At 31.3% G+C, this 26,036-nt stretch carries 21 protein-coding genes and 1 pseudogene; 2 read left to right on the top strand and 20 right to left on the bottom strand.

The window, feature by feature from the left end:
* Positions 1-102: 102 nt before the first annotated feature.
* The 6 genes from AXF11_RS06810 to AXF11_RS06785 all read right to left on the bottom strand — a co-directional run bounded on the left by AXF11_RS06810 (position 103) and on the right by AXF11_RS06785 (position 4,128).
* On the bottom strand, positions 103-867 hold the full coding sequence (locus AXF11_RS06810) for a TatD family hydrolase (protein WP_068156267.1): 765 nt from the start codon (positions 865-867) through the stop codon (positions 103-105).
* Between the two features lie 63 nt (positions 868-930).
* A complete protein-coding gene (locus tag AXF11_RS06805) occupies positions 931-1,536 on the bottom strand; it encodes a hypothetical protein (protein ID WP_068156264.1) in 606 nt (201 codons plus the stop codon).
* 64 nt (positions 1,537-1,600) lie between these two features.
* Positions 1,601-2,143 (bottom strand): DUF6892 domain-containing protein, encoded by a 543-nt coding sequence (locus AXF11_RS06800; RefSeq protein WP_068156261.1) that lies wholly within the window; start codon positions 2,141-2,143, stop codon positions 1,601-1,603.
* A gap of 25 nt (positions 2,144-2,168) precedes the next feature.
* On the bottom strand, positions 2,169-2,696 hold the full coding sequence (locus AXF11_RS06795; RefSeq protein WP_068156259.1) for a hypothetical protein: 528 nt from the start codon (positions 2,694-2,696) through the stop codon (positions 2,169-2,171).
* A gap of 19 nt (positions 2,697-2,715) precedes the next feature.
* Positions 2,716-3,597, bottom strand: coding sequence for a hypothetical protein (locus AXF11_RS06790; RefSeq protein WP_068156256.1), 882 nt, complete (start codon positions 3,595-3,597; stop codon positions 2,716-2,718).
* Between the two features lie 51 nt (positions 3,598-3,648).
* On the bottom strand, positions 3,649-4,128 hold the full coding sequence (locus AXF11_RS06785; protein WP_068156254.1) for an S-ribosylhomocysteine lyase: 480 nt from the start codon (positions 4,126-4,128) through the stop codon (positions 3,649-3,651).
* A 405-nt stretch (positions 4,129-4,533) separates the two neighbouring features.
* Here AXF11_RS06785 and AXF11_RS06780 point away from each other — a divergent pair, with 405 nt between their 5' ends.
* Both AXF11_RS06780 and AXF11_RS06775 read left to right on the top strand, forming a co-directional pair.
* Entirely contained in the window at positions 4,534-5,454 is a 921-nt protein-coding gene (locus tag AXF11_RS06780) for a hypothetical protein (RefSeq protein ID WP_068156251.1), read from the top strand.
* Positions 5,455-5,541: 87 nt separating this feature from the next.
* A complete protein-coding gene (locus tag AXF11_RS06775) occupies positions 5,542-5,997 on the top strand; it encodes a low molecular weight protein-tyrosine-phosphatase (protein ID WP_068156248.1) in 456 nt (151 codons plus the stop codon).
* Positions 5,998-6,019: 22 nt separating this feature from the next.
* Here the strand turns inward: AXF11_RS06775 and AXF11_RS06770 are convergent, their stop codons facing one another.
* The 14 genes and pseudogenes from AXF11_RS06770 to AXF11_RS06705 form a co-directional block, all read right to left on the bottom strand.
* Positions 6,020-6,421, bottom strand: a complete 402-nt coding sequence (locus tag AXF11_RS06770; protein WP_068156245.1) for a helix-turn-helix domain-containing protein — start codon at positions 6,419-6,421, stop codon at positions 6,020-6,022.
* A 70-nt stretch (positions 6,422-6,491) separates the two neighbouring features.
* Positions 6,492-7,193 carry an L-ribulose-5-phosphate 4-epimerase gene (gene araD / locus AXF11_RS06765; protein WP_068156242.1) on the bottom strand — a complete coding sequence of 234 codons (702 nt, stop codon included), beginning with the start codon at positions 7,191-7,193 and terminating at the stop codon, positions 6,492-6,494.
* Positions 7,193-8,080, bottom strand: coding sequence for an L-ribulose-5-phosphate 3-epimerase (locus AXF11_RS06760; RefSeq protein ID WP_068156240.1), 888 nt, complete (start codon positions 8,078-8,080; stop codon positions 7,193-7,195). The genes araD and AXF11_RS06760 overlap by 1 nt, the downstream gene beginning before the upstream one ends.
* 137 nt (positions 8,081-8,217) lie before the next feature.
* Positions 8,218-8,877, bottom strand: a complete 660-nt coding sequence (locus AXF11_RS06755; RefSeq protein WP_068156238.1) for a 3-keto-L-gulonate-6-phosphate decarboxylase UlaD — start codon at positions 8,875-8,877, stop codon at positions 8,218-8,220.
* Between the two features lie 107 nt (positions 8,878-8,984).
* On the bottom strand, positions 8,985-9,440 hold the full coding sequence (locus AXF11_RS06750; RefSeq protein ID WP_068156236.1) for a PTS sugar transporter subunit IIA: 456 nt from the start codon (positions 9,438-9,440) through the stop codon (positions 8,985-8,987).
* A gap of 87 nt (positions 9,441-9,527) precedes the next feature.
* Entirely contained in the window at positions 9,528-9,806 is a 279-nt protein-coding gene (locus AXF11_RS06745) for a PTS sugar transporter subunit IIB (protein ID WP_068156234.1), read from the bottom strand.
* Between the two features lie 126 nt (positions 9,807-9,932).
* Entirely contained in the window at positions 9,933-11,465 is a 1,533-nt protein-coding gene (locus AXF11_RS06740; protein WP_068156231.1) for a PTS ascorbate transporter subunit IIC, read from the bottom strand.
* Between the two features lie 135 nt (positions 11,466-11,600).
* Entirely contained in the window at positions 11,601-12,692 is a 1,092-nt protein-coding gene (gene ulaG, locus AXF11_RS06735) for an L-ascorbate 6-phosphate lactonase (RefSeq protein WP_068156229.1), read from the bottom strand.
* A 220-nt stretch (positions 12,693-12,912) separates the two neighbouring features.
* A complete protein-coding gene (locus AXF11_RS06730) occupies positions 12,913-19,254 on the bottom strand; it encodes an autotransporter-associated N-terminal domain-containing protein (RefSeq protein WP_068156226.1) in 6,342 nt (2,113 codons plus the stop codon).
* A gap of 838 nt (positions 19,255-20,092) precedes the next feature.
* Entirely contained in the window at positions 20,093-21,457 is a 1,365-nt protein-coding gene (locus tag AXF11_RS06725) for a PFL family protein (protein ID WP_068156224.1), read from the bottom strand.
* Positions 21,458-21,484: 27 nt separating this feature from the next.
* Positions 21,485-21,760 (bottom strand): ACT domain-containing protein, encoded by a 276-nt coding sequence (locus AXF11_RS06720; protein WP_068156222.1) that lies wholly within the window; start codon positions 21,758-21,760, stop codon positions 21,485-21,487.
* Between the two features lie 768 nt (positions 21,761-22,528).
* Positions 22,529-23,512 (bottom strand): FAD-dependent oxidoreductase, encoded by a 984-nt coding sequence (locus tag AXF11_RS06715; RefSeq protein WP_068156219.1) that lies wholly within the window; start codon positions 23,510-23,512, stop codon positions 22,529-22,531.
* Positions 23,513-23,618: 106 nt separating this feature from the next.
* Positions 23,619-24,476 carry a DMT family transporter gene (locus AXF11_RS06710; protein WP_068156216.1) on the bottom strand — a complete coding sequence of 286 codons (858 nt, stop codon included), beginning with the start codon at positions 24,474-24,476 and terminating at the stop codon, positions 23,619-23,621.
* A gap of 87 nt (positions 24,477-24,563) precedes the next feature.
* Positions 24,564-25,970 (bottom strand): annotated as a pseudogene (locus AXF11_RS06705) (ATP-dependent DNA helicase RecG); the annotation flags it as partial.
* Between the last annotated feature and the right edge of the window lie 66 nt (positions 25,971-26,036).

Raw genomic sequence — 26,036 nt, 5'->3', positions numbered from 1 at the left:
GTTTTTTATTTGATTAATCAAAATATTTCTAATTTTAATATACTAGAACTTATTAAAAATATAAATAAAAAATTTTTTCATATTCAGTTTTCCTCATTATCCCTATTTTATTCCATAAATCTTTTTAGCATTCTCCGTAGTCACTTTTATAACTTCTTCCACAGAAATTTCCTTAATTCTAGCAATTTCCTCCGCCACATATTTCGTATAAATTGGCTCATTTCTTTTTCCTCTAAAAGGAACTGGGGTCAAGTACGGACAATCTGTTTCCAAAACTATTTTTTCCAAAGGAAGTTCTCTCACAAGCTCTTTCGTCTTTTTATTATTCTTGAATGTCAAAGTCCCACCAACTCCGATGTAATATCTATCCAAAAGAGGTTTTGCCGCCTCAAGCGATCCCGGATAACAATGCAAAATCCCATCAACATTCGGATATTCCCTCAAAACATTAATCGTATCCTGCAACGCTTCCCTCGTATGAATCACAACAGGCTTTTTCACTCTTTCAGCAAGTTCCATCTGCTTTTTAAATATAGCAATTTGTACATCTTTCGGATCTTCCATCCAATGATAATCCAGTCCAATTTCCCCAATTGCAACAACCTTTTCCTCATTTAAAGCCAGTTGCTCCAATTCTTTTTCCACTTCATCATTATATTTTTTTATATCCACAGGATGAACTCCAATCACTGCATAAATAAACGGATATTTATTCGCAAGAGCCACACTCGTAAGCGAAGTTTCCAAATCACACCCAATAACAACAGCACTTTCCAATTGCTCCTCAATCCGTTCCGCAACTTCATCAAAATCTTCTGCAAATTGCTCGTCGTAAATGTGTGTATGTGTGTCTATTATTTTTGCCATTTCAATCCTTCCTTTGCTACAAAAAATTTACAATTTCTATATAAAAAAGTATCAGTAAATGTTCTATTTTAAATTATTCATTATAATATTCCATTTCCCATTAATTTTTGTTGCTTCAACAGTCCCTTCTTTTTCATCAAATTCTTTTATATCCTTAATTTTATCTGAAACTGTTTTTGATATTATCTGTATCAAGGTTGGCATCCATTTTTTCTGAAAATCTTCTCTTGAAACATTTGACAAATATTCTATTGATTTTCCAGTTTTTTTCTCAAATGCTTTATTGATTTTTTCTTGGTCTTCAGCTCCCAAAAAAGAATTAAAATCTAATTTAGGTGCTTTTAAAACAAATTTTAAATTTGCACTTGAAATAGAATTATATTTTATATCCTTAATACGATATTCCATATTTCTCATATATTCTTTCAAAATTTCACCAAAAAATCTGGCTCTTAATTCATCTTTTTGTTCCGCAATCTGATTGTCAACCTCTTTTATGCTTTCAGAAGTATCTCGTTTTGTATTTTCCAAAAAAACTTTTTCAATTTCCAAATTGTTCTTTTCAATTTCTGACTGTTGAATTTTCACATTTGGCTTAACTTCAACCTTGTAATTTGCTGAAAATCCAAGACTTGTTGTTAGTAAAAATAAAACAAATATTTTTTTCATAAATCTCCTTTTTTATATTAATTATTTGAAAAAATCTAAAAAATTATAACTTTTAAATTTAATTTTATTCAACTTCAATTCCACTTTCTCTAAATTCATCTAGCAATTCCTCATCACAACAAGAGATAAAAATTACTTTTTTCAAATTTTTCAATTTTTCAAATCCTTTTACACTTTTTATTTCAAATAATTCATCTTCTCCATCCCAATTTGGACAAAGAATACCATAAATTTCAAGTCCACCACCAATACAAATTTCATCTACTTTTTCTAAATCTTCTTCTGTCAATTCTACATTTTCCAAAAATTTTAAAATTGGTTCAATTATAACAGGATTAATAAAATTTCCAATTTCAAAAACATAATCATCATATTTTTCTTCTAATTTTTTAGTAAATTCTTTAAATTCATCAACAAAACTCGCATTTTTCCCAAGTAAACTTTCCAAAACAACTAATTTAAACCTAAAATCCTCAAACATTCCACTTTTATCAACCATTTTGTAATCATCAGGATAAAATTCTCCAAAATCCTCTTCTTCAAATTCATCCATTTCTGATTTTCTCAAAAATTCTTCGATATTTTCTTCTTTTAAAATGTAAGGCATTTTTCCTCCTTGTTAATTTAGATACTTAAATTTTACTTTTATAACTTTCAATCAGCTTTTGATATTCATTAACAACCCACTCACCAAATCCCAAATGAATCGCATCACTTATTCCATAATTTTTTATCTCTGATTTTTGAAAATACAACTTTCCATCTGGACAATATTTTTCATGATATACTTGTACAGAAGTAGTTGCATACGTCACAACTTCTCCATCTATAACTTTTCGTTCTAATGTATCAAAATCTAGTAGTGGCAATATATACCAATTATTTTCATAATCATAAATCCATAAAATATCTTTTTCCGTTTTTAATTTATATGGTGAATGGGTATTAAAAAATCTATCCTTATTACTTATAATTTCAACATCATACCCCAATCCTATCATTTTCTTTAATAATTCTTCTGATACACTAAATCCGCAGTCATCATCATCCCATTCTCTAGGAATATAAACTATATCGAAAATGTTATTTTCTACTTTTTTAAAAACAGGTGGAAATACATTTTTATGCTCTATTTCAGGCATCATCTGAAATTCTGGCAATTTTTTCCATTTTTCCTCATTAAGCTCTATATTTTAGAATATATATTTTTTGCTTTCGACTTTTCATAATTTCACATTTTTTCCAAGAATTCACTGTATCTCTAAAATATATTTCAGGATAACTTTCCAAAGGATGCATATTTGAATCATTTTTAGTAATATAAATATCCATTTCATCATCTAAAAATTGCATTTTATTATTTGTAACAGGATATTTATCAACTAATATTTCAATTTCATAATTTTCAGCTGTATCTAATAATTCCTTTTTCAATAAAGGAGATATATTTTTCAAAAATTCATTGTATTGAATTTTATCATACAAAGGTTCTATTTTTAATTTTTCCAAAAAAATATCACAATACAGTGCTTCTTCTGTAGCCAAATAATAATCTTTAATGTATGAAGTTTTTATATTTTCATATATAATTAATTTCCATTTATTTTCAACTTTTAATTTTTCCATTTTTAAATTTATATTTTCACAATCCAATAATGAAACATAAAAATCTAATTTCCCAAATTTTATCCATCTACTCAACAAATATTCTGCTCTTTCTTTTATACAGCCATAAGATGAATAATTTTCTATTATTTTATCAATTACTCCATTTGGAAATAACTTTTCATGAAAAATTTTTATAATATAATCATAACAATCGCTTACTTTTTTTGAGCTAACTAAAAAATAATATCCTGTTAAATTTTCATAAACATATTCAAGTCCATTAATCTTTTTTATTTCTGCACTTTTTCCATTTTTCTGCATTAATTCTAAAAAAATAACTGCTAAACTAATTTTTTCCAAACTATTTTTTTCTAAACGTACGAATTGCTTCAATTTAATTAGAAAATCCAATTTATCTGGTAAAGTTTTTTCAAATGTATTTAATTCTTCCATCCTTTTACCACCTTATTTTTAAATACTTCTTAAAAATGGTCATAGTGTTTTTTACTCAGGATAATTTAAGTTTTCTTCTCCCAAATTCTCCAGCGTTTCCTCCAAATACTTCTTAGCCTCAAAATTAGCCATCGCCAAGTTTTGATCTAAATAGTTTCCACATTCAATTGCAGTCGCTCCTGGGATTTCACCTTTAAATTCTGCCATAAATTTGTAAAGTTCCTTCATTAAATCAACAATGTCCTTTGATTCTAATTTTCCTTTCAAAATTACATAAAATCCAGTTCTACAACCCATTGGCCCGAAATACACAACTTCATCTTTCCAAGTTGGATGATTTCTTAAAAATGTCGCTCCTAAATGTTCCATTGTGTGAAGTTCTGCGATATTTATTACGGGCTCTCTGTTGGGCAATTTCATTCTAACATCAAAAGTTGTGATGTAATTTCCGTTAATTTCGTCAATTCTTGACACATAGATTCCTCTGTTTAATTTTTTATGGTTTACTGTAAAACTTGCTATTCTTTCCATTTTTTTTGCTCCTTTTAACTTTTTTTCTTATCAAAATCATATCACAAAAATTTAGAAATTTGAAGTTATTTTTAAATATGTATATTGAATTTTTATACACTTCGTGATATAATAACAATATGTAAAAGGCTCATAACGCAAACACAAAGTAAAAAAAGAGAGTTTAACCGGTCAGTAAAACTCTCTTTTTTCTTATTTCCAGAATTCTCCAATTAAAATGATAATGATATGTAACATTACCAATATCAAAAATTTAATCCAGAAATTATGGCTCATTTAACAAACACTTCCTTCCTAAAAAGGATTAATGAAATTATATCATTTTTTAAATTAAATAACAAAAAAAACAATTGCTTTATAAAATCCTAAAAATATGATAAAATTACTAAAAAAAGGAGAAAACTTATGAAATCAAAAAAAATAAAAACAATTATTTTACTTGGAGCACTAATAGCTTCCTTGACATCTTTTGGATTTTCCAAAAGATTGTCAAAAACAAAAAAAGAAAATACAAATAAAGTTGTTAAAAAATCAAGTACTTTGAATCAAAATAAAAATATTAGTACTAACGAAAATGACAATTCTCAAAACTTGAGTGAAAGACCGAAATTATCAATTTCAAAAGAAGAACTTAACCGTGTAGCAAAAAGAATTTTTCAAAATGAAGCTGCTGGGAAAAAGAATGATTTAGTTGTTTGGAATAGCGGAGAGAATTTCCCGTCACTTGGGATAGGACATTTTATTTGGTATAAAAAAGGTGAAAAAGGTAAATTTGAAGAAAGTTTTCCGCCACTTGTGGAATTTTATAAATCTAAAAATATTGAATTACCAAAAATTATTAAAGATAACAAATTTGCACCTTGGAAAAGCCGAGAAGAATTTTTGAAATTAAAACAGAATAATAATCCAGAAATTACCGAACTGATTAATTTTCTTTACAACACGCAGGATACACAAATTGAGTTTATTTTCAACCGTCTGGAAGATTCACTGGAAAAAATGTTAAAAGTTGCAAAAAATAAAGAAAATGTCAAAAAACAATTTTACCGTGTTGCAAACTCGCCAAATGGCTTATATCCACTAATTGATTATGTAAATTTCAAAGGTGAAGGAATTTTGCCATCAGAAACTTACAATGGACAAGGCTGGGGACTACTGCAAGTTTTGGAAAATATGAAAGGTTCTCAAACTGGAAGAGCTGCACTTGAAGAATTTAGTCAGTCGGCAAAATCTGTGCTTGAAAGAAGAGTAAAAAATTCCGGTGCAAAAAATGAGCAAAGATGGCTTAGAGGCTGGTTGAACCGTTGTGAAACTTACAACAATTAATCTTATTTTTTATTTTTTAAATTTATAATCTTAAAACTGGAAATTTGATTTTTTTGAGAAAAACCTAAAAATAGAAGGAGTCAAAAAATGAAAAAAGTATTATTTGTCTGTCTTGGAAATATATGCCGTTCTCCGATGGCTGAAGCTGTCTTAAAAAAAATGGTTGCAGATGAGAATTTACAAGATAAAATCATCGTTGATTCTGCAGCAACAAGTTCTTGGGAACACGGAAATCCTGTTCATCACGGGACTCGTGAAAGATTGAAAAAAGAGGGAATTTCAACTGCTGGAATATACTCTCGGACTCTCGAAGATTCGGATTTGGATTCTGACTATATCATTGGAATGGATGAAAATAATATAAAGGACATTAATTCGTTTATAAATGGAAGAAAAACAGGGGAAGTTAAAAGACTTCTGGAATATGCTGGAGAGACTCGTGATATTGCTGACCCTTGGTTTACGGGAGACTTTGAGAAAACATTTGTTGATGTTACAAAAGGCTGTCAGGCTTTGTTAAAAAAATTGAAAGAAGAAATTTAAAAATAAGGAATGTAAAAATTCCTTATTTTATTTTTTCTATAAACTGTCTGACACGCAAAATTTTGTTACTCGAAAGTTTTAATAAATCCTTTACTATTCCTCCAATTTCTTTATTGGCATATTCTTCAACTATTTCATTAATCAATTCTTCCTTTAATTCCAAAACATCTTTATCCGTATAGCCTATTATTTTGTACAACTTTAAATGGTCAACTTCTAAAACTTTTGAAATTTTTTTTAATAAAAGTGGATTGGTCATAGTATGCTTTCCAGCTTCAAGTTTTGATAAGTAGGCAGGACTTATATTTAACATATCCGCCATTTCTCGAAGACCAATATTTTTTTGTAATCTTTTGTTTTTTATATAGTAGCCTAATGCTTCAACAAGATTAGGATTTGTTCTTATATCCTGTTTATCGTCCATATCTCCGCCTTAATTTTTATTATACAAATATAATACAACAAAATTTACAAAAATTCAAATTTTATTAAACTCATTTTTTCTTTTGTCCATAATAAGCATTGGCTCCATGTTTTCTCAAGAAATGTTTATCAAGTAATTCTTGTTGCATAGAATCTACATCTTTATTTACTTTCTCAGTAAACAATGCCATTTTTGATAATTCTTCAAGTACTACCGAATTATGAACCGCTTCTTTAGCATCTTTTCCCCAAGTAAACGGTCCATGACTTTGCACTAATACCGCTGGAACCATGTCAGGATCAATATTTCTTTTTCTAAACGTTTCAATTACAACTGTACCAGTTTCTTTTTCGTATTCTCCAGCTATTTCTTTAGGCGTCATCTTTCTGGTACATGGAATTGGTCCATAAAAATAATCTCCGTGAGTAGTTCCGTATGCTGGAATATCTCTACCTGCTTGAGCCCATATCACAGCATTTGTCGAATGTGTGTGAACAACTCCACCAATATTTGGGAACGCTTTATAAAATTCCAAGTGAGTTGGAGTGTCTGATGATGGATTTAAGTCTCCTTCTACTACATTTCCATCCAAATCTACTACAACCATATCTTCTGCTTTCATTGTCTCATAATCAACACCGCTTGGTTTAATTACTACTAGCCCTTTTTCCCTGTCAATAGCACTAACATTTCCCCAAGTAAATAACACTAATCCATGTTTGGGCAACTCTAGATTTGCCTTGAACACTTTTTCTTTTAATTTTTCCAACATTAGATAAATCCTCCTTGTTTCATCTTGTCTAACATCCATTCTTTCGCCTTTTTCACTTCAGCAATCGGATCATCTGATTTTTCAGTCCACATTTCAATCAAAAACGGACCTTTATAATTCAACTCTTTCAATTTCGCAAACACCTTTGGAAAGTCAACGCACCCTTCTCCAAATGGAACTTCCTTAAATTTTCCAGGAAATGTATCAGTTACAGCTAATGTATCTTTCAAATGAATACCTGTAATAACCGCCTCTTTCATCCCCAATTCCAACTCGTGCAAAGTATCATTTTCCGGCCATGCAGTCAAATTTCCAACATCAGGATACACCTTTAACCAAGGTGAATTTATTGTTTTATCAAATTCCATATATTTTGTAATCGAATTGATAAATGGATGGTCCATTATTTCAATTGACAAGGTTACATTATAAGAAGCTGCCCATTCAGTCGCTTTTTTCAAGTTTTCAATAAAATATTTCTTCGTCTTTTCACTTCCAGTTTGTCCGTCTGGCTCGTAATAAACATCGTATCCTGCCATTTGAATCGTTCTAATTCCCATTTTATCTGAAAAAATTATCGCTTTTTTCATCAATTCCATCGCTTTTTCACGAGTTTTTGGATTTATACTTCCCATTGGAAATCTTCTGTGCCCGCTAAAACACATCGAAGGGATTCTGACACCAGTATCAATCAGTGCCTTATGAATTCTATTTATTTTTTCGTCTGACCAGTCAAGTCTTGCAAGTCTTTCATCAGTTTCGTCAATAGAAATTTCCACAAAATCATATCCGCACTCTTTTACCAATTTTATTCTTTCAATCCAGTCAATATCTTTTGGAAGTGCTTTTTCATAAATTCCTAAATTTAACTTATCTAAATCTCTCATATTATCCTCATTTATTTTCAAATTTTTTCTTTTGTAAAATAAAACATAACGTGAACTATTTTTCTTTTACATTCAAATAACTACTGATTAATTTTTAAAATTAACAGTCCAAACATTCCGATTCATCATCAAAAAAATTATCCCCAAATTCTAGCAATTTCATCTTTAAACGCTTGAGCTGCTGCCGCTGGATCTTTTGCTTCAGTAATTCCTCTTCCTGCAATAAATGTAAATACATCTACTCCTTTAAACAATTTTAATGTATCAGTACTTAATCCTCCTGTTACTGAAACTCGAAATCCCATTTCAATTAATTTTTTTACTTTGTTCAAATCTTTTTCTCCCCAAGTTTCTCCTGCAAGTAGTGCATCTCTACTTTGATGATAAATAGCTTGACTAATTCCTGCATCTAGCCATTGCTGTGCTTGTTCGTAAGTCCAGTCTCCATACAGTTCAACTTGAATTTCACCTTTGTCGCCTCTTACTTCTTTTATTGCTTTCAAAGCTGCTTTCATCGTAGGAATTGTTGCACAGCAAATACAAGTCATCCAGTCAGCTCCTTTTTCAGCATTATTTTTAGCAACTGTCCCACCTGCATCAGCACATTTTGTGTCTGCAACTATTGTTTTTTCTGGAAATAAATTTCTTAAAACTTCCACTAATTCACTTCCAACTTGCAACAGACAAACAGTCCCAGCTTCAATAACATCAACTACATCTCCTACTGAAACTGCCGCTTTTATTGCTCCTTTTAAGTCTGAATGGTCCAATGCCACTTGTAATAATGGTCTTGCCATAATAATTTCCTCCTCGTATTTTTGAAATTAATAATCGTTATTCTGGGTCATTTATATAATATATATTTTTGTATTAATCCATAATTTTTATAAATTTTTATTTAAAATCAAGAATTTACAGCATTATCAATGATTTTGTAAATATCTTCCGATTTTTCTGCTGCTCTAATTTTATCAAATATGTCTTCTTCTTCAAAAAGCATAACGATTTGTGGAATGGCTTCCCCGTTGTGAACATCTGCATTTTCAGCAGCAAGTCCTATTAGTATATCTACTTGTTGTCCATCATCAAAAACTACTGGTTCTTCTAAAGTTATAAAGCTAAATGAATTTTTTGTTACCCCACATTCTGGTCTTTCGTGTGGCATTGCTAGTCCTGGTGCAAGTATATAAAAAGGCCCTAATTCTTTAGTTCTTTTAATAATCGCATCCACATAGTCTGATTTTACTGCTCCACTTTTCACTAACGGAGCCATGCAAATTTTTATGGCTTCTTGCCAAGTATCAGCTTTCTGTTTTAGCACAACTGAATTATTTTCTTTCAATGATTCTTTTAAAGTCATAGTTTTTCCTCCAAAATAATTTATAAAAACTAAATTTATTTTTTAGCTAAAAGCTGCCTTAAAATTTACTTTAAGACAGCTCACATTTTATACAATTCCGTTTTCTTTTAATTTTGCTTCCAATTCTTTGTTGTCAAGTAAATTTTGAAGTCCGATTATTTTTGTTTTTGGTCCTGCTTTTAATTCGGGTACAATATGAGTTGACGCCAAAACTAAATCGTAGTTTGAAAGTCCTGATTTTGCTTCACCTAAACTACAAGAATTTACATCAGCCTGCACTCCTAACTTTTGAAATAATTGACTTACTTTTAATTTCATAATCATACTTGTTCCCATTCCACTTCCACACACTGCTAATACTTTCATTTAACTCACTTCTCCTTCTTAAAATTTTTATTCCTTCTACGAAATATACTTTATTATTTTATTCTCTTTTCTTATATTTTTTATTATTTTTAACTTTTTCTTACATTATTTAAATCTTTAAATTTTTTAGCAATCTTCATCTTCCAATTGAACTAATCCTTCAAAATATGTATCTGCATCTTTTGCTTTTTTAAATTGTAATTGAGGAATAATTAACATTGTAATAATTACTATTGCATATCCGATGTATCCTAAATATTTCATAAATCCGCCTTGTACCAACCAAATTGTACTTTGGTCAATGTTTCCATGCCATCCTCCTAAACCTTTCATTTGGAAGATTGAAACTGCTACAGCACCTAGTACTACTTGTAAAAATCCTGACAATGCTGATAAAATCAATGCCGCTCTAGCTCCTCCACGTTTTTCTGCATAAACAGCTATTGTTGCGTTATCAAAGAACACTGGAACGAATCCTGTTATAATAAATACTGGTGATTTGAATATTAGTAATCCTGCAATTGATATAAATTGAGCAATCAATCCTGCTAAGAAACCAAATAATACTGCACTTGGAGATCCAAATCCATAAGATGCCGCACAGTCAACTGCTGGAAAAGAACCAGGCAATATTTTATTTGAAATACCTTGGAACGATGTAGTTAGTTCAGATACGAACATTCTAACTCCTGTTTTTAATATTGTTAAATAAACTGCAAATGCTAATGTTGTTGAAATTACATATGTTCCAAACCATTCTTTTTTTCCATCAAATGCGCTAACCATAGGATTAGGAGAAACTCCATTAGGATTTTTGATTGGACAAATTTGTTTTCCTGCTTCAACTACACATTTTCCTAATTTTGCTGTAAAGAAATCTGGTCCTAATAATAACATAATTGCACCAAAAAATATAATCATAATCAATCCTGTAGAAATAATATCATCGTGTAATATTGACAACCATTTTGGCAATTTAATATCATCTAATTTTTTCTTAGGATTTCCAATTTTGGGAGCTATTTTATCTACAAACCAAATTGCGAACATTTGTTGGTGTCCTATTGCAAATCCCGCATTTCCTGTCAATCTTTGAGTAGGTTCAACTGTCAAGTTTGTTGCTACTGACCAGTAAACTCCTGCAAAAATTCCTGCTAAAAGAACTGCCAATCCAGGATTAGCTTTATTTGTCAGAACAAAACTTACCACTGCAATCCATAATGCTGTTGATGCTTGTTGCTGCATAATATGACCTGTTATAAACAATGTTCTCAATTTTGTAAATTTTCTTAATAAAACTAAAATAATATTTACTATAAATCCGATTAATAATACCATCATTGTATTATCAATTAAATTGTGTTTTTTCAATCCTTCTGTTACTGCCTGTAATCCGAAATACGGATCGATTACCGCTGCATCCAGATTAAATTTTGTTTTTAATGCCGCTAAGATAGGTCTAAATGTTACAACTAGCCCTGCTGCACCAACATTTAATATCATATATCCAACTGTTCCCTTTATAAATCCACCAACAGCTTCATATATTTTTTTCCCTAAAAATAAATATCCAACAAATACCAATAACCCAACAAAGAACTGTGGTTTTGTCAAAATATTATTGGCAAAAAATGTTCCTATAGTATAAAGTATATTCATAACTTTCATCCTTTCGCTTTATATCTGTTTTATATAAAACCATCTAATTAGAAAATATCCTTATGATCAGAGTTTTTGCTAAATTTATCAGTTAATAGACTAACCATAAGGACTTATTTTACTTAACTCACTTAATTATAGTATTGATTTAAATTGAACGTTTGGTTCATGTTCAAAGCAATCATCAAATCCTCTTGGATGATGGTATTCGATTAAGTTTTTATCCTGTGGGTAAACGTATTTTCCTCCAACTTCCCAAATAAACGGATGGAATTTATATTGAAGTCTATCTTTTCTCATTCTCCACAAAGCCAAAATTTCATCTGTACTTGCCATAAAGTTTGTCCAAATATCGTAGTGAACAGGAATAATAACATTTGTTCTCAAGCATTCAGCCATTCTTAGTAAATCAACTGAAGTCATTTTATCGGCAATACCAACTGGGTTTTCTCCATAGTTGTTTAATGCAACATCTATATCAAATTGTTTTCCGTGTTTTGCAAAATTAATTGAATAATGTGAATCTGCACCATGATAAATTGTTCCGCCAGGAGTTTCAAATACATAATTAACTGCTTTTCTTCCCATTTCTTCATCAGATGGACATAATCCGTGTAATTCCCCACCTTGTTCTTCAGCGCCTTCAACAGGCAGTGTAACTAAGCAAGTTTTATCAAATGAATCCAATGCGTGAATTTTAACGTCCTTTATTTCAACTGTATCTCCTGGTTTTACTGTAATAATCCTGTCTTCAGGCACTCCCCATTCTTTCCAAATTCTAGCACAGTGCCAAGGACCTACAAATTTAACGTGATTTAATTTAGGATTGTTTATAACTGCTGCCGCTATATTAGGGTCGATGTGATCACTGTGATAGTGAGATACTAACACGTAGTCCAATTCATTGATTGCAAATGGATCTAATACCATTGGTTGAGCTCTTAAGTTTGGCTGTAATTTTCTAACTCCTGCCATATTGGCCATTTGATGTCCTCTTACCATATCTTTAACTTTTTTAGTGTTTTTTCCTCTTCCACACCATAAGTCCATACAGATATTTGCTCCCCCTGGAGTTTTAATCCAGACACCAACGCAACCTAACCACCACATAGCGAAGTTTCCTTCAGGAACTACTTCATTTTCAATTTCTTCATTCAACCAAGTTCCCCATTCAGGGAATGTCGATAAAATCCAGCTTTCTCTTGTGATTTCACTTACTTTACTCATAGTTAATTCCTCCTAAATTTTTATAATATATTTTGTTTTCAATAAACTTTATTGTTTACATATTGTTAACACTATTGTTATACCCCATTTTTCTTTAAAGTCAATACTTTTTTAAAAAAAAATAACTCTAATATAGATTTTTTAAATCTAAAAAGAGTTATTTCTTTGTTTTATATTATGACTAATAATTTAAACCATTTTTATTACGGTAACTAGTCTTCTAGTAAATTAATCTAAGTCCTAGTCCACCTCTTACATTGTTGCCTTTAGTGTCGTATCCTGCATTTACAGTTACTCCGAATCTAGTGTTGTCTATACCTAAATTAAAGTCGAATTTACCGTTTCCTCTTCTGTCTTCTTTTTCGCTTCTCAATTCATACCAATCAGCATTTGTGTATCTTACTCTTGCTTTGTTTGTTCTGTTTACTTTTCCTAATTCATTTTCGTAAGCAGCTGTTAATCCAACTGATAATTGTGATTTAACTGCTACTGGTTGAACGTATTTGAATTCTAATCCAACTTCTGGTTTAACTGAGAAGTAATTGTTTCCATCTACTTCCAATCTAACTTGTCCTTCGTCTTCTTTAATGTCAGTAAATCTTCCATATTCCATTTTTAATGCTCCGTAAGGTCTCAAATGAGTTCTTTCAGATGTTCTGATATCGTATCCTAAATCTGTTTTGAACGCAGCTCCATATGAATAATAATCAGATTTTGCATCAAAAGTATCATCTACAATCCAGAATCTACGTTTCATTTCATTTTTACCTGCGAATACATCTCCAGCAATTGTCCATTGTAATGAACCGTTATGATCCATATATGGCGACATTGTTTTAAAGATTCCAGCTTTTAACATAGTTTGGTTTTCTCTTGATCTACTTATATCTTTAAGTTTGTAATAATTATTTACAGCTCCTGCATACCATCCTGATTTATTTCCAAGTTTAACTGTTTCATTTTCATGAACATAAGCTACTCCAGTCGCATTACTTGTGTAATCATAAATTCCAGCAGAATCAGTATTATATTCATTTCTTATACCAAATACTTTAATTTTATTATTATTTTTAGTAGGATTTCTCCATTCACTTTGCAAATAATTAAATTCTTTGTCTAACACATTTCCAGTTTCATTAATTCTTTGTTGCACATTTCCATATTGATGACCTTTCATTTCATCAATTGCTTGTGCTAAAATGTGAGCTTCTCCTTTTCCTAAATCATTCAATTTATTGAATAAATCTTTTTCTCTTCCGCTAGTTTCTACTCCGTATCTTTGTTCTAATCCATCCAAGAAATTGTATGTATTTTTATCTTGAGCGAAAGCTGTATAAGGTATTTTAACTAGATAAACTTTTCCTAAAGCACCTGTTGATAAATTTTGTGTTGCAGTTGCAAACCATGTCAAACTTCCAGCACTTAATGCAAATTTAGTTCCAGTTCCTGCAGTTGCCATACTTAAAATCATTGAATTATACGGATCAATTATGTTGCTACCAACTTCAATTACTTTACTGCCAGTGTATCTAGCTGCTTCATTACCAAATAACAAGTCAACTTTTTGTAATCCTTTAAGATTATTAACTCCTACAATTGGATGTGTGTAGTTTACTCCTGATGTATCAATGTACATTCCTAATGAACCAACTTGTTCATTTGTTGGAATACTTCCTAAACCAGTTGCTCCTAAATCAACAATTGTTGTTGCTCCACTTGGAGAAGTAACTGATACTGTACTTGGTGTACTAGTTTTTGCATTTGTGTCAACATAAGTTGGTGTTACAACTGAACCATTTATTTTAATTGTAGCTGAAGTTGCTCCTGCTGGTGCTATAATTTCTATTCCTGCTACTGTTTTACCTGTAGGACTTCCAGATTTTCTTACAACTCCTTCGGCTCCACCAGTATTTGTAACAGTTCCTGTTGTACCTCCACTAGTTTCATTTGAGAAAGTTCCTGTAGAACCAAGATATCCAGCTTTATTATTAGGTCCATCTACAATAATTTGTCCATAGTTTTTAATTACTCCACCACCTGTGGCAACTACACCTAAGATACCATCATTATTTGCTGTTGGAACTGTTTTAATAATTCCCCAGTTTTCTCCTACTGCGTTATTATCAACATACATTCCTTTTGTATTTTTTCCGCTTAATTCAATTGTACCATTATTTATTGCTTTTGAACCACTTCCTGAAGCAAACATTCCAATTCCTTCATCAAGAGCCACTTTTATTGTTCCATCATTTATAATTGTTCCATTAGAAGTAGCCATTCCCATTCCATATTCTGGAACTGGAGTTGCTGATAAATTACTTCCACTTACTGTAATTGTTTTTCCTGCAGCATTTCTAGCAGTTCCTCCATCAATTGCATAAACTGCTACACTTCCTGTTCCTCTTCCAAAATCAATATCTGCATTATTTGTTACTGTTCCTGCAGAATAAATTCCGTAAGTGTTATTTCCTGTTGAAGTTAATGGAACATTATTTGTTACTGTTATATCTTTATTATTTGAATAAATAAATTTCGCTTCATTTCCTAATGTTGCAGTTCCATTTGTAGTTAAGTTTGTTGTTCCTGTATTTTTAATTACATAACCAAATGAAGAATCCCCAATTGTCATATTCGTATCAGCATTTATCGTTCTTCCTGCTGTTCCAGTAGTAAATACTCCAACTGCTTCATTCGCTCCAACATTTATTTTAGAACCTGAATTCAATGTAATATTTCCTTCTGTCGAATAAATTCCAACACCTTCATCTCCAACTGTAATTTCTCCAGTCGAACCATGAGTTACTGTTTTACCAAAAATACCGTAGTTTTTATTTCCACCAGTAATCTTACCATTATTCGTAATATCTGTAGCAACATCATCAGTGTAAATTCCAACACTTGGAATTGAACCTGTCGAAGTCGCCAAATTAATTTCTCCATTGTTTATTAATGATGAACTATTATTTGCAAACATTCCAACTTGTTCTTGTCCTGTCATATTGATTTTTGCACCTGCATCATTTGTCAATGTTGCTTTATCTCCTATCATTCCGATAGACTTATCTCCGGATAAAGTTAACACTCCACTTCCTGTATTTGTTCCAGTAGCAGTAGCTTTTGTTCCTGCTGAATTATTATTTTTCACATAAATTCCATAAGATGTAGTTCCATCCAATGTAACATTACCTTTATTTACAACGTTAATCGTTCCTTCACCAGGTTTTCCTCCAAATTCATTTACTTTTGGTGCCCCGGTAGTCGCATCTTCTCTATACGCCAATCCTAATAATCCAATCGAACTATTTCCACCAACATTTACAGTACCTTCATTGTTTACATCTGAACCATTTACTGCATAAATACCTACAGCACTGTCATTATGAGGGTTTGTTGTTAATTGTTCAACATTTATTGTAGCTGATGGATCAGTATGAACTTTTCCATAGTTTATAAATAATCCTACTGCTCCGTTTCCAGCGTCTGTTCTGTCTGCATTTACAGTAGAACCTCCAGCAAGATTTATTTGTGTTTCAGCATTTGAAGCTGCTGAACTACTTGAACTCATATCAAGTCCTACTACACCTTTCATTCCTGTTGCTGTTAAGTCTGAAGAATTTAGGTTTGCTGTTACTGTTTTACCTGCTTGAACATTTAAAATTGCCCTTTGAACTAATAATTTTTTTACAAACGTATCTACATCTGCATCTGCACCAGTTACTGCTAACGATTTATCTAAATCTTTATTAATTTCATACGTATTAAGTCCGTCAATCGAAGCTAGTTTATACCCATTATATGTAGTTCCTAATGGATCTGTATTATTAATGCTTCCTGGTGCTAATCCTACAAGCGTAGCCAAATTACTATCTAAACCTAATAAATTTAAAGGACCCGTTGCATTTCTTAAATTCATTACAGTGGCATCATTTGAGAATACATTTATATGCATTCCTGTTGTAGTAATGGAACCTGGAGCACTTAAGTCTTTTTGAAATCCTACAGAATTCCCTCTTAAAGTTAATGTCGCATTTAATAAGTTTACTGTTCCTCCATTTGCATTATACACTCCATAACCATCACCATCATAATCAATTTTTGAATTTGACAAATTCAAGCTAGTTCCTGCTCCTTCTGAAACTACACCAGAGGCACCACCTTTTACAGTTAAATTTGATCCTTGTAAATCGACAATAGCACCGTTTCTAGCATAAACAGCTACACCCTTTGAAGTTCCTGCAGGAATAGCAGTATCATCTATACTAATTGTTACTTTGTTTGGAGCTGAAGTAACTGTTCCACCATCACTGAATATACCTGTAGAACCATTTTTCAATATCATTCCAACAGTTCCATTTAAATGCATAGTTCCTTTATTGTAAATTCCTACGTTTCCATCTCCAGATATTGTAGTATTACTAGTACCTGCTGCTGTAAATGTTCCTTTATTAAAAATGGCAGAAGCATTGTTACCTGTATAAGTTATAGTTCCATTATGTTCACCAGTATTTCCTGTATCTATTGCCATAGCTATACTTTTATTTCCACCAATAGTTAAAGTCCCATCATTAATTATTTTAGCACCACTTGTTCCTGCTCCAGTAGTAGGGAAACTACCAGCTGTCATTCCATAAAATTCATCAGAAGAAGTTGATGTTATTGTTCTTCCACTTCCTAATCTAACAGTTCCTTGTTTACCTGCTTGTAACAAAGTATTTTTAGTTCCTATAGAACCTACTGTTATATCTTGATCTAATTTTATTTCATCCTTATCACTTCTTATCAAGGCACTTTCTGTTGCATCTGAATCAAATGCTATATTGCTCATTTTTGTAGCATCTAAATTCATAACGTTATGATTTGTATTATTCCCTTGAGAATTTCTTAGAAATCCAACATTTCCTGTTCCACCAACTAATATATTTAATCCTGTTACTCTAGATAGAGGATCTCCTGAATGTGTTCCTTGTGCAATTGAAACTCCAACGTTTTTTGTTCCTTTAACCGTAATTTTTTTACCTGTTCCACCTGTTATATCTGTTTTATCATAATAGTCCATTCCAACTGTTCCACCACTACTAGAAGATTCACCATTGTATGCTTTCATTCTGAAACCGTAGTTATTTTTTCCATTTACATTAATATTTCCTACAGTTAATTTTGTATTAGGTGAAGCATCATAATATTTACCATAATCAATACCTATACTATTTTGGGAATTTATTGTTATTGTACCATCGTTTATTGTTTGAGGTTGTTTTCTAAAATATCCATTTGAACCAGAACTATATTCTGTATCTATTTGAATTCCCACCAAATTATATCCATCTTGTAAAGTTATATTTCCTGTATTTTTTAAAATACTTGTCACAGTTCCATTTTCAACATTTGTAAAATGCCCACTACCTCCACCATTGTTTGCTAATAATTGATGTTCAAATCCCAATAAAAGACTTCCAGAGCTAGGATTATTATGACCATGCAATGTTAAATTACCTGCAAAATTATACACACCATCTGAAGAACTATTATGACCTACTTCGTAAGGATTTAAACTTACAAAGTATAATGTTCCCGGTCCTGAATCTGTTGCTCTTGTTATATCATAATTTCCATTTATAGTAGATGAATGGTCTGCTGCATCATTTATAAAATAAGGATGGTTTTTATCGTAACTCCCTGTTCCTGACACTAATGTAGTTCCAGTTGAACCATCATCTTTAGTAACTGTAACACTTCCACCTGTCATAGTTTTAGTATTAGAAGCTCCATATGTTACAAATACAGGCGTAGTTGTATTATAAGTACGATAATTTTCAACATATAATAGACTTTGATTAGTTTTTGGAGAAGATGGCTGTCCAAAACCAGTTCCATTAAACGATAAATCAGGAGGATCAAGTACTGTTATTTTTGGATTATCAGGAGTTTTAGGCAAATTAGGTGCCGCTATAACCCTGGGCTCAAACGGAGGCAATCCCCCACTAGGAGTAGTAGGCACAAAAGTAGGTGCTGGCTTATCTATTGACAATGTTCTCAATGAAGCATCCACTTGAATTTCTACTGGTCTTTCCATTGCATTTCTTAATCCTATTGAAGTTGTTCCATATTTTCCTTCTGTTGCTTGGTAATTGTATTTACCTAATCCAGCGTTTCTTTTATATTTGACATTTCCAGTTTTGTCTCCATGCCCTTTATACGTTCCTTTCCATTCATTTAAGAACGTATTGGCTCCATATTGCCATGATTTCCAAGGCGATTTTACTACTTGATCTCCTTGTTCCATAAGCTGTATTAATTCTAAATTTGTATCTCTAAGTAATTTATTATTTTCAGCTCTAGCTCTTTTAAACTGCTGTCTTATATCGCTTATTGAGCTATTTATTTGCTTAGTCTGAGCTGTTATCTCATCCTGAGCAGAAAATGTTAAATTTGAAACGCCAAGCATTACCATTCCTGTCAAAAGGAATGCAATCAGCGCTGATTCTGTGTATTTAAAGTCTTTTACTCTTTTGGCAAAAGCTTTTAAATCTTTTTTGAGTTGTTTTAAATTATTGCTTTCCATAATGATTTCCTTTCAAAAATTTTTTCACATATTTTTTGTATTTTAAAAATTTTTTTGAAAGCAAAAAAATTAAGGAATAGTTTTTTTTAATGAGTGAGTGATAATTCAAAATTTTTTCACTTTCTATAAAAAATCTTTATCTTACTCTTTAATTTTAGCACAAAAAAAAAAAAAAAAACAAGCACTTTTTCTAAGAAATTTTAAAAAAAATATGACTTTTTTATTTATTTTTAAAAAATTAATCTAAAAATAAGTCTAAATAACTAGATTTACACAAATATTTTTTTATTTTTTTAATAAAAAAGATTTTTTTTATATTTTATTTTTACTTATAAAAAAATAAGAACACATCAGAAATTCAAACTTTACTAACATATTAAGATGGTTTAAAAATTTTAGGGACAGATTTTTAATTTTAAATTTTTTAAATTATTCTTGATTACAAAATGTTATTTTGTTTAATATTATTTTTTTATTTTTTGCATAAGGGGAAAGGACCGCCATTTCCCCTTATAATCCCCACGCTCGTCTAAGAATTTTTTTGAAGTAAAGCCGAAACTCACTTCGTTCAAACAGTCGTCTTTACTCCAAAAAAATCACGACACTTTTGCATGGTAGTAAAATTTGAACCGTCGGAGCATTTTTATGTGCTGACAAAACTGTTTGAGCACGTTTAGTGCGAGTTTTTTGGCAGTGCATAAAAATGTCGTAGACTAGCGCGGGGTCAAGGGGAAAAGGCGATGTTTTCCCCTTGTTAAAAAGAATTAAATCATTAATTTTTATAACGTTCCATATACCATGAGTATTCTGGAGTTCAAAAATTCCTTCATATTAAAAATTAGTTTTTTAAAGCTTGAATTGGAGGTGCGACCTTTCCACCACGGTTTATTAAAACTGAACAGTCCAAATTATTTATGTCAATTATATCAGCTTCTCCCAAAAGTCCTCCAAATACGACTCTGTCTCCAGCTTTTTTATTTGGAACTGGAATTAATCTCACTGCCGTAGTTTTACTGTTTACCATTCCAATTGCCATTTCATCGGCTATTATCCCAGAAATAACCGCTTCTGTTGTATCTCCAGGAATTGCTATCATGTCAAGTCCAACTGAACAAACGCAAGTCATAGCTTCCAATTTTTCAAGTGTCAAGTAACCCTTGCTTGTTGCATCTATCATTCCCTGATCTTCACTCACTGGAATAAATGCTCCTGTTAGGCCTCCAACTCTGGTTGCAGCCATAGCCCCTCCTTTTTTAACGGCATCGTTTAAAATTGCAAGCGCAAAAGTCGTCCCATATGCTCCGACAGATTCCAAGCCAAATTCTTCCAACACATTTCCCACGCTATCTCCAACCGCTGGAGTTGGTGCAAGTGATAAATCTATTATTCCAAATTCGACGCCAAGTCTATTTGCAACTTCTCGTCCAACCAATTCTCCCATTCTTGTGATTTTAAAACTCACTTTTTTTATAGCCTCTGTAATTTCGTCGATTTTAGCAGTTTTTGAAATGTTTGCAAGTGTGTGTCTTACAACTCCAGGTCCACTTATTCCCACGTTTAGCACAATATCAGGATTTTCTACACCGTGAAATGCTCCAGCCATAAAAGGATTGTCAGGCACAGCGTTTGTGAATACAACAAATTTTGCCGCTGCCAGTCCATCTGCTTCTTTTGATAAATTAGCCAGTTCTTTTACAGTTTTTCCCATCATCTTTATGGCATCCAAATTAATTCCTGACTTTGTCGAACCGACATTTACTGAAGAGCAGACACGGTCAGTTTGAGAAAGCGCAGAGGGAATACTTTCTATTAATCTCAAATCACCTTTAGTAAAACCTTTGTCAACAAGTGCCGAAAATCCACCGATAAAGTCAATCCCAATTTCTTTTGCAGCTTTATCTAATGCTTTTGCAAAAATAGTGTAGTCAGTCGCATCTGTAGCATTTCCAATTATTGCAATTGGCGTAACAGAAACTCTTTTATTTACGATTGGAACATTATATTTACTAGCCACTTCATCTGCAATTTTTACCAAATCTTTTCCATTTTTTACAATTTTGTTGTAAATATTTTCAGCTGTTTTTTCAGCCGATGTTTCGATGCAGTCCAATAGACTGATTCCCATTGTAACTGTTCTTACATCAAGATTTTGCATCTCTATCATATCTATTGTTTCCAGTATTTCGTCTGGTAATAAATTCATATTTTCCTCCTAATTTTCTTTCTAAAATTATATTCTGTGCATTGTTTTAAAAATTTCTTCGTGTTGCAAAAATACTTTTACTCCGATTTTTCCTTCAAAAACTTTAAATTCTTCCTGCAATTTTTTTATATCTACATTTTTTTCAACTTCCACTAACATTATCATAGCAAAAATATTATCTTCAAAAACTTTTTGAGTTATGTCAATAATATTTAATTTTAGCTCACTCAATTTTGTCGACACATTTGCAACAATTCCTGTTTTGTCTTCTCCAATAACAGTTATAACAATTCTCTCTTTCATTTTTCCCTCCAAAATATATTTTTTTATTTTTTATGGGTTAATTATATAATAATTTTCAATGTTTAGCAAGAAAATTAGAAATTTAAAATGAAATAAAATATTTAAAGAAAAGTTTTAATTTCAATATTTTTTATTTATTTTGATTACAAGATGTTATTTTGATTAATATAGTTTTTTTATTTTTTTACATAAAATTTTTAGCAAGAAAATTAAAAATTTAAAACGAAATAAGATACTTAAGTAAAAACTTCTATTTTAAGTTTCTTATTCAATCCACAAAGTTACTAAAATAACAATTTTTTTCTATTCCTTTTTTAAGCAGAAGTGCTCATCGCCGCACCCCTGCACCCCGGCTAGTCTTCGTCATTTTTATGCACTGCCAAAAAACTCGCACTAATCGTGCTCAGACAGTTTTGTCAGCACATAAAAATGCTCCGACGGTTTAAATTTTACTATTATACAAAAGGTGTCGTGATTTTTTTGGAGTAAAGACGACTGTTTGAACGAAGTGAGTTTCGGCTTTGCTTCAAAAAAATGCTTAGACGAGCGTGGGGATTATAAGGGGAAATGGCGGTCCTTTCCCCTTATGTAAAAAAAATAAAAAACTATACTAAACAAAACGACATCTTGTAAACAAAAATAAATTAAAATTTATACTATTCCCCGTTTAAAAAGTGAATATTTATTTTAATTATTTAAAAGAAAATATTAGAAATTTTATCAAAAAAAAAAGACCTATGAAAAACTTCATAAGTCTAAAAAATTTTATTAATATTTTGCGATTAAATAATCAAATGCGCTAAGTGCTGCTTTTGCACCTTCTCCCATTGCAACAATTATTTGTTTTTGTTTTATGTTTGTAACATCTCCTGCGGCAAAGATTCCTTCCACTGAAGTTTCATTATTTACTGGATTTATTACAATTTCCCCCACTTTATTCAATTCAACTAAATCTTTTACAATTTCACTGCTTGGAGAAAGTCCGACTTCGATAAATATTCCGTCCAATTTTAGAGTTTTTTCTTCGTCTGTAGCCCGATTTTTATATTTTAAATTTTCCACAAATTCTGTTCCTAAAACTTCCGTAGTTGCTGAATTTAAAATTACATTCACGTTTTCACGCTGTGCCAATTTTTTCTGTAAAACTTTGTCGGCTTTCAATTCTGGCATAAATTCAATTAAAGTGACATTTTTTGCAATTCCTGACATATCAAGCGCAGCTTCCACGCCTGAGTTTCCACCGCCGATTACAGCGACATCAAGTCCTTTGTAAAAAGGCCCATCGCAAGTTGAACAGTAATGCACTCCTTTTCCAACATATTCAGCTTCTCCAGGAATATTAAGACTTCTAGGTTTTGCACCAGTTGCTAAAATTATAGCTTTTGTCTTATATTTTTTCCCGTCATCAGTTACAAAAACTTTATCTTTTCCATCAAGCGAAATTTCTTTTACAACATGCCCTTCTTTAAACGCAATTGCATACTCCTTTAAATGATTGTGCAAAGTTTCGGCAAATTTGCTTCCAGTTGTAGAAATTGTTCCTATTATATTTTCAATTTCATTTGTGTCCAAAACTTGTCCACCCACTTTTACTCCGACCATTGCAACATCTAAACCTTTACGAGCCGCATAAATTGCACTAGAAACCGCCGCTGGTCCCGCTCCAATCACAGTTACATCATAAAGTTTATTTTCGTCAATTTTTTGTAGTTTTCCTTCATCCAAAACACCTAAATTTAAACTAAAGTCCATTTTTACCTCCAAATTTTATATATAAAATTATTATAATTTTGTAATCATTATAATTAATTTTATAACATTTTTTCAAAAAAGTCAAATTTTTTTTAAATTATAATTTTTAAATTTCCGACAAAATTATTGAAAATAAAACTATTCCTGCGCCTATAATCACTTTTAAACTTAATACTTCGCCTAAGATAAAAAATGCAAACATTGGTGCAAACAGTGATTCTGTCGACATCAAAAGTGAAGCTCGTGTCGAAGTCGTAAATTTTTGACAGACCGTTTGCAAAAGTGTCGGAACTATCGTGGAAAATATTGTCAAGTAACCGACTGAAATCAGTGCCATTCCTTTTAAATCCGAAATTTCTCTAGGATTTGAAAAAATAAAAAAATTTATTACAAATAGAATTCCAGCAAATATCATCTGTAAAAAGATTAATTTTAGTGGCTCAACTTTTCTTGAAAAAAATCCAGTTGTCGCTATTTGAAATGCAAAAAATACTGCACTTATTATCGTCAAAATATCTCCAAAATTAATGTCAGACAAATTCAAATCTTTATCAAAACTTATGACTCCAATTCCAATTACACAGATAACAGAGCAAATAAAAGTCATCGCTTTTGGCTTTCTTTTGTGTAAAATCCAAAAGATATACGGTACAATTATCACATTTATCGAAGTAAAAAAAGCATTTTTACTAGCCGTTGTAAGCATTGCGCCGTAAGTTTGAAAAGCGTAACCAAAAAATTGAAAAATTCCTACAACAAGTCCCGCAACAATATCTTTTTTTCTAAATTTTTTCATTTTTTTTAAAAATACGAGGTAAAATAAAATTCCTCCGACTAAAAATCTTAATGCCGACAGATAAAATGGATTAATTCCCGTATTTAACCCAATTTTTACAAACACAAAACCCAATCCCCACAATATTCCGACTATTAACAGCCCGAAATCCGCTATATACTGTTTCACAAAATTCTCCTTATTTTTTATTTTTTTGACAAGGAATAAAAAATCCTTTGCTATTATAAAAAACACTATTTTTTTATAATTTTACTCTTATTCTGCACGGAAAAATTTTTTATAAATATCCATTTTCAAAAACTCATTTTCAATTTTTCCATCATTTTTTTCCAGGTACCACACAACAAAATCATGAACTTTTTTAATTTCTTTAACATTTTTTACAATGTCAGTAAAAACCATATCTGACACGCCGCTTTGCTTTATTCCCAAAATTTCTCCCGAATTTCTCAGTTTCAAATCCTCTTCAGCTATTTTAAACCCATCTGTCGTCTTTTCCATAACTTCCAGTCTTTTTACCGAAACTTCATTATTCGTTTTAGATTCCAAAAAGCAATAAGATTTGTGGCTTCCCCGACCGACACGACCTCTCAACTGATGAAGCGATGAAAGTCCAAATCTTTGTGCATCCCTGATTACCATAACTGTCGCATTTGGCACATTCACTCCAACTTCAATAACGGTTGTCGACACCAAAATATCAATTTTATGATTTTTAAACTTTTCCATAATTTCCTGTTTTTCCTTATATTTCTGCCGTCCGTGAATAATATCTATTCTTCTATTAGGAAAAATATCTTTGTATTCTTCAAAAGTTTCCTGAGCCGATTTCACATTCAAAGTTTCACTTTCTTCGATTAGCGGTGAAACAATATAAACTTGTCTTCCTTTTTCTATCATTCTGTCGATAAAATCATACATTTTCTGTTTTTCAATTTCATCTTTTATCCATTTAGTCTTAATTGGAGAGCGACCGGTCGGCAATTCATCAATTATTGAAACATCCAAATCTCCATAAATCGTAAGCGCTAAAGAACGGGGAATCGGAGTTGCACTCATGACTATAAGATTTGCCAGATTTCCTTTATCTCTTAGTAATTTTCTCTGTCTTACCCCAAATTTGTGCTGTTCGTCGATAACAATTAACCCAAGATTTTTAAAAACTACATCTTCTTCAATTAAAGAATGTGTTCCAATCACAATATCCACAAGTCCTTCTTTTATCTCATTAAGTAATTTTTCTCTTTTTTTTCCTTTAACACTAGCCGTCAAAAGCTCAACTCTTATGTCAAGTTTTGAAAATTCATCTATAATTCCTAAATAATGCTGAATTGAAAGAATTTCCGTCGGTGCCATTATCGCACCTTGATAACCATTTTCAATCATATAGAGAAGAATTACAAAAGAAACAATCGTTTTCCCTGAACCCACATCACCCTGAATAAGTCTGTTTACAATTTTTCCAGCTTTTAATTCTTTATAAATTTCCGTTATTACAGTTTTTTGAGCTTTTGTAAGCTCATACGGCAAACTTTTTACAAATTTTGAAACAAGGCTCTTTTTATCCTCCAATTTATAAACATTTTTATTATTTTTTTCACTTTGAAATCTGCTTTGCAAAATTCCCATTTCCAAAAGTAAAATTTCCTCAAACCTGAACCTCCCATTTCTTACGTCGCGGGGTTCTAAAATCTTTAAAATTATTTAAAAATTTTCTAAGAAGTTTGA

This window comes from Leptotrichia sp. oral taxon 847 (assembly GCF_001553645.1).
In the GTDB taxonomy this organism is placed as follows: Bacteria; Fusobacteriota; Fusobacteriia; order Fusobacteriales; family Leptotrichiaceae; genus Leptotrichia.
Note: the sequence above shows the minus strand (reverse complement) of the source record. Positions and strands in the feature narration are given on the sequence as shown.